Below are 13704 nucleotides of genomic sequence, written 5' to 3' on the forward strand. Positions count from 1 at the left end.
ATGGGAGGCCCGGATGAACTTCAAGCAACTCACCTATTTCATCGCCGTCGCCGAGGAATTGCATTTCGGACGCGCGGCGGAACGGCTCGACATGGCGCAACCGCCCCTGAGCCGTCAGATCAAACTTCTGGAGGAAAGCCTCGGCGCGGTGCTGATCAACCGCTCGCGCAATGCCACCTGCCTGACCCAGGCGGGCGAGAGGCTTCTGGACCGCGCCCAGTCGATCATGGAACAGCTCAACGACACACGCCTTGAGGTCAAACGGCTCGGGCAGGGGGCGGAGGGGCGGCTGCGCGTGGGGTTTGTCGGTTCGGCCACCTTTGGCATTCTGCCCAATATCCTGAAATCCTACCGCGCCGCCTATCCGGATGTGAATCTGAGCCTCATTCCGATGAACAACGCGAAACTGCACCGGGCGCTGGTGACCCGCGAGATTGACGTGGCGCTGACCCGTCCGGCGCTTCAGGACAGCGATATCGTGAGCCGCACCCTGACGGAGGAGGATCTGATCGCGGCGGTGCCCGACACGCTCGACACCGGTGGGCGCAGCGTCGATCTCGCGGCGCTCGACCAACCGAATTACATCCTCTACCCGGAATATCCGCGCCCGAGCTATGCCGATCTCGTGCTCGACTGCTGCGCGCGTCAGGGGTTCGACACCTCGCGCCGGGTCTGGACGATGGACATCCAGACCGCGCTCAGCCTTGTGGCGATCGGCGAGGGGATTTGCATCGTGCCCGCTTCGGTCGGCACCGCCCAGCGCAATGGCGTGCGGTTCCGACCGATCCGCGCGCCGCTCGGGGTGACGACTTTGGCTCTGAATGCGCGGATCGACGAGCAGGGGGTGCATGTCTGCAATTTCAAACGCATCGCCCAGACGGTGGCGCGCAAGACCGGCTGAGCCGTCCGGCCTGCGCTTTTCTATCACACGCCCAGCCATCTGTGCTGGGCGTTTTCGTCCGCGCGGATCGCGTCTGCATCCCCCGTCCAGACCACCTGTCCCTTGCTGACCACGACCACATCGTCGGCGAGCGAGGTGGCAAAGCCGAAATTCTGTTCGACGAGGATCATCGACAGGCCTTCGTGTTTCAGCTCCATGAGCTTGTCGTGAATGAGCTTGACGATGATCGGCGCGAGGCCTTCGGTCGGCTCATCAAGGATCAAAAGCCGCGGGTTCATTAAAAGCGCACGGGCGATGGCGAGCATCTGCTGTTCGCCGCCCGAGAGCTGCGTGCCGCCATTGTCCATCCGCTCTCCCAGGCGCGGGAAGAGATCGAGCACGCGCGCCATGGTCCATGGGCTGTCGCTGTCGCCAAAGCGTTTTGCAGTGATCTCAAGGTTCTCGCGCACGGAGAGCGAGGGGAAGATGTCGCGGGTTTCCGGCACATAGGCGATACCCATCCGGGCGATGTCATAGGGCGTCTTGCCCATCGGCTGGCCGTCCAATGTGATCGTGCCTTCGCGGGTCGGCAAAAGCCCCATGATGGTCTTGAGTGTGGTGGATTTCCCTGCGCCATTGCGGCCCAGAACGGCCAGAACCCGGCCCTGTTCGGCGCGCAAGGACAGCCCGTGTAACACCTGCGTTTCGCCATAGCCAGAGGCGACGGATGTGAGATCAAGCATCTTCCCAGCTCCCCAGATAAATCTCTTTCAAAAGTTTCGACCCGCGCGCTTCTTCCGGCAGCCCGTCAAACACCACCTCGCCGTAGTTCAACACGGTGATCGTGTCGGCCACGTCGAAGGCCAGATCCATGTCATGTTCGATGATCAAGAGCGTCAGATCGCGCGGCAGGTCGTTGAGCAGATCGTGAAACCCCTTGGCCATCTCGGGGCCGACGCCGCTTGTCGGTTCGTCCATCAGCAAGACGAGGGGCCGGGTGGCCAGAGCGACGCCCACCTCCAATTGCCGCCGCACGCCATAGCTGACTTCGGAGACCTTCGCGTGCAGATAGGGCATCAGGCGCACCTGTTCGGCCACCTCGGCGACTATTTCGCGCACTTCGGGTGTGGCGAGGCTGTCGCCCCAAAGCCGCGTCCCCGCGCCGGTGTGGATCGCGGCGGCGAGGCCGAGGTTTTCCTCGACCGTCAGCCCGTCGAACAGCGTGTTCTTCTGATAGCTCCGCGACAGGCCGCGGCGGGCGCGTTTCGCCACCGGGAGGGCGGTGACGTCCTCGCCCGCCAGCAGAACCGAGCCGCTGCTGGGGGTCAGTTCGCCGACCAGAAGGTTGAACAGCGTGGTTTTGCCCGCGCCATTGGGGCCAAGGATGACACGGCGCTCGCCGCGTTCGAGTTTCAGCGACACGTTCCGGGTGACGTGAACGGCGCCGAAGCTCTTGTCGAGATTGCGGGTCTCAAGCATCGGTGGTGATCTCCTCTGCGTCGGATTTGCGGGTCATATCGGAGAGGCGGCGCTCAAGCCGTGCGCCCCAGCGGGATTCGATCCAGCCGAAAAGCCCATTGGCGCGGCTCATCACCACGGCGATCAGCAGAACGCCGACGACGAGATGCCAGTGGCTGGTGACATTGCTGACCTCGTGTTTCAGGATCACGAAGGCGGCAGCGCCGATCATCGGGCCGACCAGCGTGCCGAGGCCCCCGAGAATGACGACGACCAGCGCTTCGCCGGAGACGGTCCAGGCCAGAAGGCCGGGCGAGATATACATGACATGCTGGGCGGCGAGCGCACCGGCGAGGCCTGCGATCATGCCGGAGAGGCCGAAGACATCGGCCTTGACGCGCCAGACGGTCAGGCCCAGCGCGCGCATGCGCTGTTCGTTGTGCATAACCCCGGTGAGCGAGCGGCCCAGACCCGAACGCAGGATCAACACCGCCGCGCCATAGGCCGCGCCCAGAAGCACGAGGCAAAACAGCGCAAAGCTGCGGCTGTCGTTCAGATCGAGACCGATGAGCGACAGGTCGATCCGGGGAATGCCGCCCATGCCGTCGTCGCCACCGAAAATCGGCGCTTCGAACACATAGGAATAGGCCATTTGCCCGAAGGCGAGTGTCGCCATGATGAAATAGATCCCGTGCGAGCGCGCGCCGATCGCGCCGATCACCCATGCGGCGGCCCCGGTGACGGCGATGGAGCCGCCCAAGGCCACGGGCGGCGCGAGGCCCGCCTTGGTGGTGAGGATGGCATAGGCATAAGCGCCGACCCCCATCAACGCGCCGTGGCACAGCGACACCATGCCGCCAAAGCCCGCGACCATGTCGAGCGCGAGGACCAGCATGGCGAGGAGCAGGATTTCGGTCAGAACTTCGAGGCCGAAATAGCCGGCGGTGACGGCTTGGGCAAAGGCGCCCACGGCCAGCAGGATGAGAGCGGCGTAGCGCAGCGGAGTGTGTTGAAACATCGTATCAGCCTTTCGCCGGGAAGAGGCCCATGGGACGGATCACGAGGACCGCCGCCAGAAGCGCATAGATGAGAACGGAGGCGAGCTGGGGCGCGAGAACGGCGCCGAAGGTCTGGACGAAGCCGAAAATGAGCGAGCCCGCGATGGCGCCTTGCAGAGAACCGAGCCCGCCGATGACGATGACGATCAGCGTCGGGATCAGGATCTGAAGCCCCATGTCGGGGGTGACGCTCAGAAGCGGTGCGGCCACGGCCCCCGCCAGCCCCGCCAGCGCGCAGCCGACGCAGAAGACGATGAAGAACAGACGCTCGACATTGATGCCGAGACAGGCGGCCATGGCGTCATTGTCGACGCCTGCGCGGATCATCGCGCCGATCTGGGTGCGTTTGAGCACGGCTGCGAGGGCGGCGAAAATGGCGAGGCCCAGCGCGATGATGAACAGGCGATAGACCGGGTAATCAATGCCGAAGAGCGAGACGCGACCTGCGAGCAGCGGGGGCACTTCGATGGCAAGCGCGATGTCGCCCCAGACGATCCGCGTCAGATCGAGCAGCGCGAAGATCAGCCCGAAGGTCACCAGAACCTGCGCCATCGGCCCGCTTTTGCGCATCCGTTTGATCAGCCCGCCATAGAGCAGAATGCCCATGCCCGCGACCGCGACGGGGGCCAGAAAGAACCCGGTCCAGTACCCGCCCACGGTGGCGGCGGCTGCGGCGACATAGGCGCCCAGCGCATAGAGCGAGCCATGGGCGAGGTTGACGAAATGCATCAGGCCGAAAATCACCGTGAGGCCGATGGAGAGAAGGAACAGGAGCATGGAAAGCTGCAACGCATTGAGCGTCTGCAACGCCCAGAAACCGGGGTCGAGAGACATGGTGGGGGTCCTTTGACAAATGCCCGGCCGGGGAGTGTGCCCCGGCCGGGCTGGGAGGTCAGTTGGAAACGGGCTTAGTTCGAGACGGGTGCCATGGCGCAGCCGTTGACCGGATCGAGCGTTGCGGGCAGGGTGGCCAGAACCTTCTGGGTCAGGCCCGCATCGCCTGCGACGGTCTCATAGACATAGATCGGCTGGACGATGTTGTTGGTGGCCGGGTCGATGGACAACGTGCCGCGCGGGCCGTCGAAATGCACCTGACGCAGGGCATTGGCGAGGCTGTCGCGATCCATGGCACCGGTCTTGGTGGCCTCGATGAGGGCACGGGCGGCGTCGAAGCCCTGCACGGCGTATTCCGACGGCGTGCGACCGGTTTTCGCCTCGAAAGCGGTGACGAAAGCGGCGTTTTCCGGGCTGTCGAGGGTCGGCACATAATGCAGCGCGGTGATCACGCCCTCGGCGGCGGGGCCTTCGGCGTTGACGTAGAGCGGAGAGGTCAGAAAGCCCGAGCCAAAGAGCGGCAGATCGGCTTTGAGACCGAAGCTGTCATATTGTTTGACGAAGGAAATCGCCTCGCCCCCCGCGTAGAACACATAGACGGCGTCGGCTCCGCTGGCCTTGGCCTTGGCGAGGAACGGTCCGAAATCCTGCGTCTTTTGGAAGGGCGTATATTCCTGCCCGACGATCTCTCCACCGGCGGCAGTGAAGGTCTGGGTAAAGCCGTCGATCATTTGACGGCCTGCGGCGTAATCGGGGGCCAGCGTGAAGACCTTGGTCAGGCCCTGCTCGACCATCCACGGTCCCATCGGGCGGTTCACCTGACCGTTGGAGAAGGACATGCGGGTGATGAAGGGCGAGCAATGCGCGCCGGTGGCCTCGTCATTGCCGGCATTGGCGACAATGAGCGGCACGCCCGCACCATCAATGAGATCGCGCACCGCGCCCAGAACGCCGGAACTGACGATGCCCGCCATGACGTCGACCTTGTCCTGAAGGATGAGCTTCTTCGCCTTGGCGAGCGCGACGGGCGGTTTCACCTCCGTATCTTCGCGCAGGAGCACAAAACTGGCGTCGGTCTCGGAGCCGTATTCCTCGATCGCCAGTTCGAAACCGGCCTCGATGTCATTGCTGAGCGCGGCATAGACGCCGGAATAGGGTAGCAGAAGCCCGACTTTGATCTCTTCGGCGTTTGCGGGCATGCTCAATGCGGTGGCGAACCCGAGGGCTGCCAGAACGGTGGTTTTCATGATATTCCTCCCTGTATCCCCGAACCCCTCCCCGGGTCCGGGTGGCGGCCACAGCGGCCGACCTTTGTGCGTGCCAGTCCGGGGCTTGGAACCCGTTCGGAACAGCTTGCGGCCAGACTGTGCGCAGGGCGCGCACAAGTCGAGAAAGGTTTGGGTATCGAATAATATCGGTTTTGTTGCGAGTGGCACCGGGTCACAGCCTCATTTTTAGGCGGTGATCGGGAAGTGGGGACGACGGAGCGGATCGGGCGTGGGCCAGCGTTGACAGCTTCGGCAAAAAATAAATCAATTGGTCCAAGTTTCGCATCGCGGGAGCGCGATGTGGGCCAAGCGTTCGCACAGACGTACACCATAAAACTTCGCGCATGCGAGCAAGCAACAGGGGATCAAGATATGACCAAAGACATGACGCGCCTCGGCCAGTCCCGGCGCAGTTTTCTCAAGGCGAGTGCGGCGGGTGCGCTTTTGACCACGCCCTTTGTACGGGCCGCGCTGGCGGCGGGAGATGGGCCGCTCAAGGTGGCAGGGATCTATACCGTGCCGGTCGAACAGCAATGGGTGAGCCGCATCCATGTCGCCGCCGTCGCGGCGCAGGCGCGGGGCGATATCGAGTACACCTATTCGGAAAACACCGCCAACACCGACTATCCGCGCGTCATGCGCGAATATGCCGAACAGGGCTATGACCTGATCGTCGGCGAGATTTTCGGCGTCGAACAGGAGGCCCGCGAAGTGGCCGCCGATTATCCGGACACCGCGTTCCTGATGGGCTCTTCGTTCAAGGAAGATGCGGGCGTGCCGAACCTGTCGGTTTTCGACAACTACATTCAGGACGCGTCCTACCTGTCGGGCATCATCGCGGGGGCGATGTCGAAATCCGGCAATATCGGCATGGTCGGCGGCTTCCCGATCCCGGAGGTCAACCGTCTGATGAACGCCTTCATGGCGGGCGCGAAGGAAATGAACCCGGAGATGAAATTCCAGGTGTCCTTCATCGGCAGCTGGTTCGATCCGCCCAAGGCGAAAGAAACCGCCTATGCGATGATCGACAACGGGTCGGACATGCTTTACGCGGAGCGCTTCGGTGTCTCGGATGCGGCGAAGGAAAAGGGCGTTCTGGCGATCGGCAATGTGATCGACACCCAGACCGACTACCCCGAGACCGTGGTCGCCTCGGCGCTCTGGCATTTCGAGCCGACGTTGGACGCGGCTATCGCCAAGGTCAAAGCCGGTGAATTCATCGCCGCGGATTACGGGCTGTATTCCTTCATGAAAGAGGGCGGCTGTTCGCTTGCGCCTTATGGCACGTTTGAGGGCAAGATTCCGCAGGAGGCGCTCGATCTCGTGGCTGCGCGCATGGCGGAGATCAAATCCGGTGCCTTCACCGTTGAGATCAACGACGAAGAGCCGAAGTCCGCGTAAATGCAAGCCTTTGAGACGGACGCAGGGCAGGGTGAACCTGTCCTGCGCATGACCGGGATCACCAAGCGCTTTGGCGCCGTGACCGCCAATGAGGATGTGAGCTTTGCCCTGCAACCGGGCGAGGTGATCGCCCTTCTGGGCGAGAACGGCGCGGGCAAGACCACGCTGATGAACATCCTCTTCGGACAATACGCGCCCGATGAGGGCAGCGTCGAGGTGTTTGGCGAGACCCTGCCGCGCGGCAATCCGCGCGCCGCCTTGTCGGCGGGCGTCGGCATGGTGCATCAGCATTTCACGCTGGCGGGGAACCTGACGGTCTGGGAAAACATCGTGCTCGGCACGCAACCTCTGGGTAAACTCAGCCTGTCGCCCGCGGCGGTGCGCGCCAGGATCACCGCGCTGGCGCAGAAATTTCACCTCAAGGTCGACCCGAATGCCAGGGTCGGCAAGCTGACCGTGGGCGAGCGGCAGCGTGTTGAGATCCTCAAGGCGCTCTATCGCAAGTCCCGCATTCTCATCCTCGACGAACCCACCGCCGTTCTGACGCCGCAGGAGACCGACGATTTGTTTGCGACGCTGCGCGAGGCGGTGGCGCTTGGCCTGTCGATCATTTTTATTTCGCACAAGCTGCACGAGGTCATGGCGATCTCGCATCGGGTGCTGGTCTTGCGCCATGGCCTTCTGGTCGCTGAACGGGCCGTCACGGACACCAGTCGCGAAGAATTGGCCGCGCTTATGGTTGGCAGCGAAGTGACCGCCCCCGATATTCCCGCCCTGCCTGCGGGACCTGCGCTTTTGTCGCTGCGCGATGTGCATGCGACGGGGCTCAATGGCGTGACGCTCGATCTGCCCGCCGGTCAGATCACCGGGCTTGCGGGCGTGTCCGGCAACGGGCAGGCGGCGCTGTTCGATCTGATTTCCGGGCTCAATCCGCTGCGCTCCGGGGCCTTCACCATTCTGGGCCAGACGCCCGAGCATTGGACCCCGCGCGCCGCACTTGAGACGGGTGTCGGGCGCATCCCCGAGGACCGGCACACGACCGGCTCGATTGCCGATTTCGACCTCACCGAGAATGCGATCCTTGAGACCTATGCGACGAAATTTTCCCGCAAGGGTTGGATGAACTGGGGCAGGGCGCGCGCCGCGACCGAGCATCTGATCGCGACCTATGACGTGCGCTGCCCGGGGCCTCAGACGCGCATTCGCCTCCTGTCCGGCGGTAATATGCAAAAGCTCATTCTGGGGCGGGTTTTGGAAGAGGCGCCGAAGATCATCCTCGCCAACCAACCCGTTCGAGGGCTCGATATTGGTGCTGTGAACTATGTCCATGGCCGTCTGGCGGCGGCGCGGGAATCCGGGGCCGCCGTGCTGTTAATCTCCGAAGACCTCGAAGAGATCATGACGCTGTCGGACCGCATTCATGTCATCTCAGAAGGCCGTCTCAGCCCGGCCTTTGCGCGCGGCAGCGTGACGGTGGCGGAGTTGGGCAAGTGGATGGCGGGAGATGGGGAGGGCAGCCATGCGGCTTGAACCCATTTCCAACGCGGGCCCGGCGCGCAAGCTTCTGCCGCCCGTACTGGCGATCCTTGCCTCTTTCGTGGTGGCGGCGGTTTTGGCGCTGGTCGCAGGCGGCGATCCCTTCGCCGTTTTCGGTCTGATCTTCAAAGGCGCGTTCGGGTCTAAATTCGCCCTTCTGGAAACGCTGAACCGCGCCACGCCGCTGATCTTTACCGGGCTCGCCGTCGCCGTTGCCTTTCGTGCCAAGCTCTGGAACATCGGGGCGGAGGCGCAGTTTTACGCCGGGGCCGTCGTGACGGCGGCGCTTGGTGCGGGTGCGATCGGGCTGAGTTCGGTCTTTCTCTTGCCCATCCTCGCCATCACCTCGGCCCTTGCCGGGGCTTTTATCCTTCTGATCCCGGCGCTTTTGAAAACCCGGTTCAAGGTCGATGAGGTGGTGACCACGCTGCTGTTCAACTTCATCTTTCTGCTCTTCGTCTCCTACCTGCTCGAAGGCCCGCTGAAGGACCCGATGGGCATGGGCTGGCCGAAATCCGTGCGGCTCATTCCCGAAGCCCGCCTGCCGCGCATCGTCGAGGGGCTGCGGCTGCATTGGGGCTTTGCTTTGGCGCTGATCTGTGCAGTGGCGCTTTATGTGATCGACCGGAAAACCACGCTCGGGTTCGAAATGCGCGCGGTCGGCCAGAATGTCGAAGCAGCGCGGTTTGCGGGGATTCCGGTGACGAAAGTGATCCTCAAAACCGCGCTTTTGTCGGGCGGATTGGCGGCCCTCGGCGGCTTCTCGGAAGTGGCGGGGCTCAAAGGCTCCCTGACGCTCGATCTCAGCGCGGGGTTTGGCTACACCGGCATCGTCGTTGCGATGTTGGCGCTTCTGAACCCCTTGGGCGTGGTGGCGGCCGCGTTCTTTGTGGCGGCGATTTTTGTCGGCGCCGACAGTATGAGCCGGGCCATCGGCGTGCCGACCTATCTGGCGGATATCATGCTGGCCTCCGCGCTTTTGATGATGGTTCTGGCGATCCTCTTCACCAAATTCCGGATCAGGAGGGACTGATGGAGATCATCGACATTCTGCTGTCCGTGTCGTTCTGGGCCGCCGCGATCCGCATCGCCTCGCCGCTGATTTTCGCCACCATGGGGGAGCTGATCTGCGAGCGGGCAGGCGTTTTGAACCTCGGGATCGAGGGCATCATGGTCGCGGGCGCCTTTGCGGGCTGGTTCGCCGTGCTCTCTGGCCTGCCGCTTTGGGCGGGGGTGGGCGTGGCGCTTTTGGTGGGCATGGCGTTTGGGCTGTTACATGCAGTGCTCTCTGTGCCTTTCGGGCTGTCGCAGCATGTGGTCGGCGTCGGTGTCACGCTGTTTGCCACCTCGACCACGTTTTTCATCTATCGCGTCGCCCTGCCGGAGGTCTCCTCGCCGCCGAAGATCACGGCCTTTCAGCCGGTCGAAATCCCGATCCTGTCGGATATTCCGCTTTTGGGGCAGGCGCTGTTCAACCAGACACCGCTCACATATGCGGCCTTCCTGACCGTCGCGCTGACCGCCTTTGTTCTCTACCGCACGCCCTTGGGTCTGGCGGTGCGGGCGGCGGGGGAAAGCCCCTCGGCCGTGGCCGCCCAAGGCCTCTCGGTGACGCTGATCCGCATGGGCGCGGTGGTGGTCGGCAGCGGCTTGATGGCCGTGGGCGGTGCGTTCCTGACCATGTCCGCCTTTGACAGTTTCTTTTTCGAAATGGTCGGCGGGCGCGGCTGGATCTGCATCGCTTTGGTGGTCTTCGGCGCATGGAAGCCCGGCAAGGCGATGCTGGGCGCGATCCTGTTTGCGGCGTTCGACGCGCTGCAAATCCGGTTGCAACAGACCGGCGTGGGCGCCATCGTGCCCTATCAGGTCTTCCTGATGATGCCCTATGTACTGTCGATCCTGGCGCTCGTTCTGATGTCGCGCCGCGCCGAAGTTCCGGCGGCTTTGATGGTGCCGTTCAACAAAGGAGAGAGATGATGTTCGACCTGCTCGTCAAAGGCGGTACCTTGCCGGACGGAACCGTCGCGGACATCGCCATTCAGGGCGACAAGATCGCCGAGATCGCGCCAAAGATCGACGCCGGGGCGCGCGAGGTGATCGACGCCACGGGCGATCTGGTCGCGCCGCCTTTTGTCGATCCGCATTTCCACCTCGACGCGACGCTGTCCTATGGCCTGCCGCGCCTGAACGCGTCCGGCACGCTCCTGGAGGGGATTTCGCTTTGGGGTGAGCTGCGGGAGATCGCGACGGTCGAGGAGATGGTCGAACGTGCGCTGCAATATTGCGACTGGGCCGCCTCCATGGGCCTTCTGGCGATCCGCAGCCATGTCGACACGACGCCCGATCATCTCAACACCGTCACCGCGATGCTGGAGGTCAGGGAGAAGGTCAAAGGCTACATCGACCTGCAACTCGTGGCCTTTCCGCAGGATGGCCTCTACCGTGCCCCGAACGGGCGCGAGAACCTGCTCCGTGCGCTCGACATGGGTGTCGATGTCGTCGGCGGTATCCCGCATTTCGAACGCACCATGCAGGCCGGTGCCGACAGCGTGCGCGATCTGTGCGAGATCGCTGCGGAGCGCGGGTTGCCGGTCGATCTGCATTGCGACGAGACCGACGATCCGATGAGCCGCCACGTTGAGACGCTGGCGCATGAGACGACGCGTCTGGGGTTGCAGGGCCGGGTGGTCGGCTCGCACCTGACCTCGATGCATTCGATGGACAATTATTACGTTTCGAAACTGATCCCGCTGATGGCCGAGGCCGAGATCGCCGCCATTCCCAACCCGCTGATCAACATCGTGCTGCAAGGCCGTCATGACACATTCCCGAAACGCCGTGGCCTGACCCGTGTACGGGAGATGCAGGCGGCGGGGATCGCCGTGGGCTGGGGGCAGGATTGCGTGCTCGATCCGTGGTATTCTCTGGGCACGGCGGACATGCTCGATGTGGCTTTCATGGGGATGCATGTGGCGCAGATGACCCACCCGGACGAAATGGCGCGGTGTTTCACGATGGTGACCGAGACCAATGCCGCGATCATCGGGGTTGAGGACTATGGGCTGCGCAAGGGGGCGATGGCCTCATTGGTGGTGCTGGATGCGAGCAATCCCGTCGACGCGCTGCGCCTGCGGCCTGCACGGTTGGCCGTGGTGTCCAAGGGCAAGGTGATCGCGCGAACGTCGAGGCAGGATGCGACATTGTCACTGGCTGGGCGCCCGGGCCGTGTCCGCCGCCGCGCACCGAAACGATAATTCCGTTTCCGGGCATGCGAAGCGGGTCTTCCCACCTCGTCCAGCAAGGCCGTGAGAGGAAGTTTGATCCCGAGGTCTTGGCGAGGATTTTCTAACTTCGTCAGGGAGCTGGACAACGTGGCCGTGTTCAAAAAATCGTCTTGAGCACTTTTCCGTTCCGGCACCCCAATCTTCAATTTCTTCTTTTGTCGCTGCACGCCCTTTTGTGTGGTCGCAAATGTTCCGTATATCAGCCAAATGCGGGATGAAGAGCCATTGTAGCGCTGTCGTCACGTCTGCATCTTTTCGCATCTGACTTAGGTCAGATATGCCGGGGTTTTCTTGCTGATCGTGATGCCGGGAACTCTGCAAACTGCCTGTGGTTAGCAGTCTAGAGGAGGTGCTCGACATCTTGCGGCGGCGCCGGGGCCAGAGAGCAGCAGTATGCGGCAGCGCTCAGAAACTCATACGGCGCAGGGCTCAGAGCAGCGCCGATTTGTGGTCTGAATATCGGTGATCTCGAAAGTATGCGTCCAATTTGGTGGGAATCATCTATGCTTAAGGAAAGAGACCTGTGCCCTATTGTGCGAACTATAGAGATGATGTGCAAATTTGCATTGCAAATACACGCATTGATCCAAACTTAAGAATTTGAAACAATACTAAAGCATATATTTAAACATACTAATTGGTTATCTATTTTGCCGCTAACTATACGTAAAATATAGGTTAAATTCTTTTTTGTGTTGTTTGTTCGCGCATTTTATTTTCTAAAAGACATGTCTCATAAACGTATTTTCATTTAGGCAATACGTTTTGATCTTAGATCATCCAAAAGTCTTGGATTGACAAAAATATAACCTTTAGGGGGACACTCTATGAAATTCATCCAGAACTCCAAGAGCCTCATGCGGCGGTTCGCGCGAGAAGAAGACGGCGCAACAGCCATTGAGTATGGTCTCTTCGCCGCTTTGATTGCGGCAGTGATTGTTCTCGCCGTGAGCAACCTCGGGGGCACTCTTAATGGCACGTTTACGGACGTGAACACCTGCTTGGAAACACCCAACGCAACCAACTGCGGATAACTCAGTTGTGATTGTAATGTCTGGTTTTCCCAGGCGCGCGACCCTGGTTCTGGCCACGTCGGCTGTGGTGGCCGGCGTTGTGGTGTGGGGAGGGTTTCGTCCGAACACCCAACCCACTGCACAGCCCGTGCTCCAGGTCGCCTCCGGAACGGCAGAGACGACGCGTATTCTTGTCGCGTCGCGCACCGTTCAGGCCGGAGACCGCGTCTCGCCCGACGATTTCCACTATGCCGACATGACGCAAGACACCGTTCATGACGGGTTTCTCGCGGATACGTCGGCGCATCGGGCCGTGTTGACGGGAATGATCGCTTTGCGGACCATTCCGGGAGGCACCCCTTTTGTCGACGCCGATTTGACGGGGCCGGACGTCAGGCTGGACCTGCCGGAGACGCTTTCGTCGCCGACCCGGCTGAATCTGTCGGAGGGGATGCGGGCTATCGCCCTGCCGGTCAAGGCAGAAACGGCGGTGGCCGGGCTGCTCGAACTTGGCGATCGTGTCGATATCCTGTTGTCCTACGAGATGGCGGAGGACGTCCTGGCGATCCGCACGGTGTTGCGTAATGTGCGGATCATCGCGACGGATCAGACCACGCAGCCTCCGGCGGAAGACGCGCAGGCGGAGCCGAAAACGCCGCCGAAGATCGTGACCTTCGAATTGACGCCGGAGGGAGCCAAGGTTCTGGCTCTGGCGGATCAGATGGGCGACATCATGTTGGTTCTGAGCGAAGATGATGCAGGTGAGGGGCCGGTGATCGCCGAGGATGCCCCGATTTTCTCCAGCCAGATTTCCGGCCAAACGACCAAGCCTCTGCCGACGGTGACCAGTCGCAGCGTGTCCATCGTGCGCGGTGCGCAAAACCGGGTGGATGTGTTGCTCTCAGAAGAGCAGCTCCCGGGGGGCGTACCCGCGGCGGTCGTCTCCGTTCCTTCCAGTTCAGCAGAGTGATC

General features: G+C 62.2%; 13 protein-coding genes. 8 read left to right on the top strand and 5 right to left on the bottom strand.

From position 1 onward, the window contains the following. Nucleotides 1-13: 13 nt before the first annotated feature. Complete coding sequence (locus CEW89_RS02930) at nucleotides 14-901, top strand: LysR family transcriptional regulator (RefSeq protein ID WP_096804848.1); 888 nt, start codon at nucleotides 14-16, stop codon at nucleotides 899-901. A 23-nt stretch (nucleotides 902-924) separates the two neighbouring features. On the opposite strand, the gene CEW89_RS02935 is transcribed toward CEW89_RS02930, so the two are convergent. The 5 genes from CEW89_RS02935 to CEW89_RS02955 form a co-directional block, all read right to left on the bottom strand. Further along, nucleotides 925-1623, bottom strand: coding sequence for an ABC transporter ATP-binding protein (locus tag CEW89_RS02935; protein ID WP_096804849.1), 699 nt, complete (start codon nucleotides 1621-1623; stop codon nucleotides 925-927). Further along, nucleotides 1616-2359, bottom strand: a complete 744-nt coding sequence (locus CEW89_RS02940; RefSeq protein WP_096804850.1) for an ABC transporter ATP-binding protein — start codon at nucleotides 2357-2359, stop codon at nucleotides 1616-1618. Before CEW89_RS02940 ends, CEW89_RS02935 begins: the two co-directional genes overlap by 8 nt. Continuing rightward, a complete protein-coding gene (locus tag CEW89_RS02945) occupies nucleotides 2352-3356 on the bottom strand; it encodes a branched-chain amino acid ABC transporter permease (protein ID WP_096804851.1) in 1005 nt (334 codons plus the stop codon). The genes CEW89_RS02940 and CEW89_RS02945 overlap by 8 nt, the downstream gene beginning before the upstream one ends. A 4-nt stretch (nucleotides 3357-3360) precedes the next feature. Further along, on the bottom strand, nucleotides 3361-4230 hold the full coding sequence (locus CEW89_RS02950; protein WP_096804852.1) for a branched-chain amino acid ABC transporter permease: 870 nt from the start codon (nucleotides 4228-4230) through the stop codon (nucleotides 3361-3363). 74 nt (nucleotides 4231-4304) lie between these two features. Next, nucleotides 4305-5477, bottom strand: coding sequence for an ABC transporter substrate-binding protein (locus CEW89_RS02955; RefSeq protein WP_096804853.1), 1173 nt, complete (start codon nucleotides 5475-5477; stop codon nucleotides 4305-4307). Nucleotides 5478-5870: 393 nt separating this feature from the next. Between CEW89_RS02955 and CEW89_RS02960 the strand changes: the two genes are divergently transcribed. The 7 genes from CEW89_RS02960 (at nucleotide 5871) to cpaB (ending at nucleotide 13702) form a co-directional block, all read left to right on the top strand. After that, entirely contained in the window at nucleotides 5871-6899 is a 1029-nt protein-coding gene (locus CEW89_RS02960) for a BMP family protein (protein WP_096804854.1), read from the top strand. After that, nucleotides 6900-8429, top strand: coding sequence for an ABC transporter ATP-binding protein (locus tag CEW89_RS02965; protein ID WP_096804855.1), 1530 nt, complete (start codon nucleotides 6900-6902; stop codon nucleotides 8427-8429). It begins immediately after the preceding gene. Next, nucleotides 8419-9468, top strand: coding sequence for an ABC transporter permease (locus CEW89_RS02970; RefSeq protein ID WP_096804856.1), 1050 nt, complete (start codon nucleotides 8419-8421; stop codon nucleotides 9466-9468). The genes CEW89_RS02965 and CEW89_RS02970 overlap by 11 nt, the downstream gene beginning before the upstream one ends. After that, the gene (locus tag CEW89_RS02975; protein WP_096804857.1) at nucleotides 9468-10412 is read left to right on the top strand and encodes an ABC transporter permease; all 945 of its coding nucleotides are present in this window, start codon (nucleotides 9468-9470) and stop codon (nucleotides 10410-10412) included. The genes CEW89_RS02970 and CEW89_RS02975 overlap by 1 nt, the downstream gene beginning before the upstream one ends. Then, nucleotides 10412-11689, top strand: coding sequence for an amidohydrolase family protein (locus CEW89_RS02980; protein WP_096804858.1), 1278 nt, complete (start codon nucleotides 10412-10414; stop codon nucleotides 11687-11689). The genes CEW89_RS02975 and CEW89_RS02980 overlap by 1 nt, the downstream gene beginning before the upstream one ends. Nucleotides 11690-12546: 857 nt before the next feature. Next, nucleotides 12547-12753, top strand: coding sequence for a Flp family type IVb pilin (locus CEW89_RS02985; protein WP_096804859.1), 207 nt, complete (start codon nucleotides 12547-12549; stop codon nucleotides 12751-12753). Nucleotides 12754-12769: 16 nt separating this feature from the next. After that, a complete protein-coding gene (cpaB, locus tag CEW89_RS02990; RefSeq protein WP_096804860.1) occupies nucleotides 12770-13702 on the top strand; it encodes a Flp pilus assembly protein CpaB in 933 nt (310 codons plus the stop codon). Nucleotides 13703-13704: the final 2 nt, after the last annotated feature.

The sequence above is a fragment of the Celeribacter ethanolicus genome (assembly GCF_002407265.1).
Lineage (GTDB): Bacteria > Pseudomonadota > Alphaproteobacteria > Rhodobacterales > Rhodobacteraceae > Celeribacter > Celeribacter ethanolicus.

Coding starts and splice junctions, on each gene's coding strand:
- CEW89_RS02930 (WP_096804848.1), top strand. CDS start 14: ATGAACTTCAAGCAACTCACCTATTTCATCGCCGTCGCCGAGGAATTG.
- CEW89_RS02935 (WP_096804849.1), bottom strand. CDS start 1,623: ATGCTTGATCTCACATCCGTCGCCTCTGGCTATGGCGAAACGCAGGTG.
- CEW89_RS02940 (WP_096804850.1), bottom strand. CDS start 2,359: ATGCTTGAGACCCGCAATCTCGACAAGAGCTTCGGCGCCGTTCACGTC.
- CEW89_RS02945 (WP_096804851.1), bottom strand. CDS start 3,356: ATGTTTCAACACACTCCGCTGCGCTACGCCGCTCTCATCCTGCTGGCC.
- CEW89_RS02950 (WP_096804852.1), bottom strand. CDS start 4,230: ATGTCTCTCGACCCCGGTTTCTGGGCGTTGCAGACGCTCAATGCGTTG.
- CEW89_RS02955 (WP_096804853.1), bottom strand. CDS start 5,477: ATGAAAACCACCGTTCTGGCAGCCCTCGGGTTCGCCACCGCATTGAGC.
- CEW89_RS02960 (WP_096804854.1), top strand. CDS start 5,871: ATGACCAAAGACATGACGCGCCTCGGCCAGTCCCGGCGCAGTTTTCTC.
- CEW89_RS02965 (WP_096804855.1), top strand. CDS start 6,900: ATGCAAGCCTTTGAGACGGACGCAGGGCAGGGTGAACCTGTCCTGCGC.
- CEW89_RS02970 (WP_096804856.1), top strand. CDS start 8,419: ATGCGGCTTGAACCCATTTCCAACGCGGGCCCGGCGCGCAAGCTTCTG.
- CEW89_RS02975 (WP_096804857.1), top strand. CDS start 9,468: ATGGAGATCATCGACATTCTGCTGTCCGTGTCGTTCTGGGCCGCCGCG.
- CEW89_RS02980 (WP_096804858.1), top strand. CDS start 10,412: ATGTTCGACCTGCTCGTCAAAGGCGGTACCTTGCCGGACGGAACCGTC.
- CEW89_RS02985 (WP_096804859.1), top strand. CDS start 12,547: ATGAAATTCATCCAGAACTCCAAGAGCCTCATGCGGCGGTTCGCGCGA.
- cpaB (WP_096804860.1), top strand. CDS start 12,770: ATGTCTGGTTTTCCCAGGCGCGCGACCCTGGTTCTGGCCACGTCGGCT.